The 2,852-nt window shown below is 55.5% G+C and carries 2 protein-coding genes and 2 pseudogenes; 2 read left to right on the forward strand and 2 right to left on the reverse strand.

The window, feature by feature from the left end; genetic code table 11:
* A pseudogene (locus ACRESJ_RS11815) lies at positions 1–263 on the reverse strand (hypothetical protein); the annotation flags it as partial.
* 111 nt (positions 264–374) lie between these two features.
* Positions 375–1,133 (reverse strand): SDR family NAD(P)-dependent oxidoreductase, encoded by a 759-nt coding sequence (locus ACRESJ_RS11820; protein WP_431758044.1) that lies wholly within the window; start codon positions 1,131–1,133, stop codon positions 375–377.
* Positions 1,134–1,290: 157 nt separating this feature from the next.
* Here ACRESJ_RS11820 and ACRESJ_RS11825 point away from each other — a divergent pair, with 157 nt between their 5' ends.
* Positions 1,291–2,190, forward strand: a complete 900-nt coding sequence (locus ACRESJ_RS11825; protein ID WP_431758045.1) for an AraC family transcriptional regulator N-terminal domain-containing protein — start codon at positions 1,291–1,293, stop codon at positions 2,188–2,190.
* 285 nt (positions 2,191–2,475) lie between these two features.
* Positions 2,476–2,745, forward strand: a pseudogene (locus ACRESJ_RS11830) (transposase); the annotation flags it as partial.
* Between the last annotated feature and the right edge of the window lie 107 nt (positions 2,746–2,852).

Consider the following 2,852-nt stretch of genomic DNA (forward strand, 5'->3'; position numbering starts at 1 on the left):
CCTCTGCTCAAAGTAAAGATTTCAATCTCAAGCGCGTACTTTTCTGCCGTGGAAACCATTGCCGACTTTTTCAACAGAATCGGCCAGAAGCAATCATTTACAGCCCAGGAAAAAGTGCGACTTAGGCGGGTATGGGATACCTTGCTGAACCCGAAACCCACCTTGAGTAACGGCACCTTTCCCATCGGCGAAAGTACCAAGAACCAATCTGGCTTGGCAGCGAGATCGACCCTCTCAAAGGGCACATTCTTTTCCAGTTGCACTATCGTCGCTCGCTGAGCGAACGGGCACAACGGATGGCTGATGAGCGTAAGTTGAGCGTTCGGCATGTTGGTCGATAGGGCGGCGACGGGATGGAATCAATGCGGCTGTGGCTACAACAACTGCCCGCCCGAAATGTCAAAAGTCGTCCCGTTAGCCCAGGCCATGTCATCGGACAGGATGGCGGCGACCGCACCGCCGATATCGTCCGGTAGACCGACACGGCCCAGCGCGATGCCCTGTGCTACATAGGCGTTCACATCCTTGTTATCGCGCACTGCACCACCACCAAAATCGGTTGCGATGGCACCTGGGGCAATCGCATTCACCCGAATTCGGCGCGAACCAAGTTCTACGGCCATGTAACGGGTCAGAACCTCGACTGCAGCCTTCACCGCCGCATAAATGCTGTACCCCGGCAGAGTAAAGCGCACGAAGCCGGAGGAAACGTTCAGGATACGACCGCCGTCTTCTACGAGCGGCAACAGCTTCTGAGTCAGAAAAATTGGACCGCGAAGGTGCGTGGCGACCAGTGAGCCAAACTGGTCCTCGGTCGCGTCAGTAAAGTTCGCAAACAGACCATTGCCGGCATTGTTGACGAGGAAGTCGAAGCGCTCTCGGCCGAACTCGGTCATCAACGTATCAGTCACAGCGCTTGAAAAAGCCGGATAGCTGGTAGTGTCGGTGATGTCGAGCGGCAGCATCGCGGCCTTGCCGCCCTGCGCCTTGATCTCCTGCTTCAACGTCTCGGCTTCTGCAGCGCCGCTGCGATAGGTGCCGATGATGTGAACACCGCGCTTGGCGAGGTGAAGAGCCATATTGCGGCCAAGGCCGCGGCTGGCGCCAGTGATGAGTGCGATCTGGTTGGTCATGGGCTGTCTCTACTAGGTTAGGCGCGCCTTTCGGCGCTTTCTTGACCTGCTCAAGATAGGCCATGACCGGTTTGTAACCCACGCCCAATAAGCTCAATTTATTGCCTGATTGTATCAATCATATTGCGTGGTGACGGGACGTAGGCATAATCGGTTCATGAACAACGATCTTGCACCGCATCTTGATATAGCCCTGCGCCATGCGCCACCGGGTTTGACTGCCACACGGATCCCGCGTGTAGACCTCTGCGTCGGACAAGGCTCAATAGACAAGGCGCCATGCCTGTATCGCTCGATGATCTGCTTCATCCTGCAAGGATCGAAGCGCATTGCGATTAACGACAATCTCCTGAGCTACGACAGTGAACACTATCTCATCAGCGCCTTGGACCTGCCTTTGATCGGACAGATTCTTGATGCTGAAGGGGGGCAGCCCTACGTTGCGGTATCGCTCGTACTGGATCCGGCCATACTGGCAGAATTGGCGGCGAACATGCCGCCGGTTCGTGAAAGCGAACAAAAGGGGATTGGCATCATGATAAACCCGATGACCGCTTCGCTCCGCGACGCGTTACTCCGCTTATTGTCGTTGCTCGACACGCCTGCCGATATCCCGGTTCTCGGCCCAATGGTCGAACGGGAGTTGCTCTATCGTCTCCTACAGGGCCCCCAAGGGCGGCTGCTGCGTCAGATTGCCCAACCCGATGGCGCACTGGGTAGCATCCGGCGGGCCGTTGCCTGGATCAGGGGCAATTACAACACCCGACTTCGCATCGAGGCGTTGTGCGGTGCAAGCGGCATGAGCCGGGCAAGCCTGCATCGCCATTTTCTGTCGATGACAGGCCTGAGTCCTATCCAATATCAGAAACAGCTTAGATTGCAGGAAGCTCGTCAGCTTTTGCTTGCCGGCGAGCATCGCGCGTCTGACGTAGCGTTCGTTGTCGGCTATGAAAGCGCATCACAGTTTAGCCGCGAATATTTACGGCAATTCGGCGCATCGCCTGCACGCGACGTGCGCGAGATACGGCAGGCGATCGGCACTCCAACAAGGGCGTAAACGGCCATGCGCCTTCGGGCTGAGCCTGTGCACTTTTAGGCGTGTTTGATTTTTGGAATTGAATCACTAATCGGTGTAGACCGCATTGATGGGTAACGCCGACCCTAACCAGGGACGCAATTGCTTTGACCGAACCAAGCAATTGCATTCGTGTTGAGCATTCTTTTGCTCGCGATTCGAGAGTTTCCAGCAAAGGATAAGAGGCAGCAATCGGCCCAGAGTGTGTAAAAACGCCCCGGTAAACCCTTGCTATGATTTCTGAGAATCTCATCGCAAGGGTTGCCCATGAAACGGTTTATCCAGGGTGAACATCGAGGTCAAAGCACCTTACTTCCCGAAAGTCTCGACGACTACGTCAGCGATACCAATCCGGTTCGAGTAGTCGATGTTTTCGTCGATGAAGTCGACCTAGCCAAGCTAGGTTTTGAAGGCGTCACTCCGGCCGAAACTGGCAGGCCCGCCTACCACCCTGCAATCCTTCTGAAGATCTATATTTACAGCTATCTAAACCGCATTCAATCGAGCCGACGCCTTGAGCGTAAGGGGCCGGCGAACACACCTTCCGAGTCAGGCCGATAAGGGCGATTGTGTCCGCGTATTTTAAGCGGACGCAATTACCCTTAACGTCAGGATCGCCATGCGCCAACGTAAGTCCTACCCGA

It is taken from the genome of Pseudomonas sp., assembly GCF_050739655.1.
In the GTDB taxonomy this organism is placed as follows: Bacteria; Pseudomonadota; Gammaproteobacteria; order Pseudomonadales; family Pseudomonadaceae; genus Aquipseudomonas.